Raw genomic sequence first — 1,309 nt, 5'->3', positions numbered from 1 at the left:
CAGTAACCCAGAACAACAAGAACACGGAAGCCACACCATGTCCCTCACCCTGCTCATCACCATGCTGCTGGGCTTTGCCTTCAGCATCTCCATCGCCGTCTCCATCGGCGGCTCGGCCATACTGGGCCTGACCTTCTTTGACAGCGACAAGCTGATCCTGGTCCCCAAGGAGATGTTCACCGCCATCGACAAGTTTCCGCTGGCCGCCATCCCCTTCTTCATCCTCGCGGGCAACCTGATGGAGACCGGCGGCATCTCGCGCCGCCTGGTCAACTTCGCCAAGAGCCTGGTGGGTGGCGTGCAGGGTGGCCTGCCCATGACCTGCGTGCTCACCTGCATGATCTTTGCGGCCGTCTCTGGCTCCAGCGTGGCCACCACCTTCGCCATCGGCTCCATCCTCATCCCGGCCCTCATCAAACACGGCTACCCGGTGGGCTACGCCGCCTCGCTGCAGGCCACCTCGGCCGAGCTGGGCGTGGTCATCCCGCCCTCCATCCCCATGATTTTGTTTGGCGTGGCCGCTGAAGTCTCGATTGGCGAGCTGTTCATTGCCGGTGTGGTGCCGGGCCTGCTCATCGGCGGGGTTCTCATGCTGTTCGTTCACCTGTACTGCCGCTTCAAGGGCCTGGGCAAAAACGACGGCGACGGTCGCCTGTCGGTGGGCAAGGCCACGGTGGAGGCAGGCTGGGCACTCTTGATGCCGGTCATCATCCTGGGCGGCATCTACGGCGGCGTGTTCACGCCCACCGAGGCCTCGGTCGTGGCGGTGTTCTACGCCCTCATCGTGGGTCTGGTCATCCACCGCGAGCTGGAGTTCAAGCACCTGGTGGCGGTGTTCAAGAAGTCGGTGTTGTCCAGCGCGGTCATCATGTTCATCATCGCCAACGCGGGCTTGTTCGCCTTCCTGATCACACGCGCGGGCATCCCGGAGGCCATTGGCGTCTGGCTCAAGGAGGTGCTGGACTCGCCGGCCTACTTCCTGCTGGGCGTGAACGCGGCGCTGTTTGTCATCGGCATGTTCATCGAGACCTCGGCGGCCATCATCGTGCTGGCCCCCATCCTGGTGCCGGTGGCGGTGTTCTTCGGCATCGACCCGGTGCACTTCGGCATGATCATGGTGGTCAACCTGGCCATGGGCATGATCACGCCGCCGTTTGGGGTGAACCTGTTTGCCGCGTGCACGGTGGCCAAGATTTCGCTGGACCGCATCGTGGGCCACCTGCTGCCGTTTGTGCTGGTCATCATGGGCTGCCTGGCCCTCATCACCTACATCCCCGCCATCTCGCTCACGCTGCGTGATGCGGTGTTC

Annotated in this window: 1 protein-coding gene; it reads left to right on the top strand. The window is 63.4% G+C overall.

Features of this window, described 5'->3' with window-relative positions; all coding sequences use genetic code 11:
* Positions 1 to 37: 37 nt before the first annotated feature.
* Positions 38 to 1,309, top strand: a 1,272-nt coding sequence (locus ACFQPB_RS23820; protein WP_382228909.1) for a TRAP transporter large permease, incomplete at its 3' end; no start/stop codon positions are given.

The sequence above is a fragment of the Hydrogenophaga atypica genome (assembly GCF_042665215.1).
Lineage (GTDB): Bacteria > Pseudomonadota > Gammaproteobacteria > Burkholderiales > Burkholderiaceae_C > Hydrogenophaga > Hydrogenophaga defluvii_A.
This window is presented reverse-complemented; position numbering and strand designations above follow the sequence as displayed.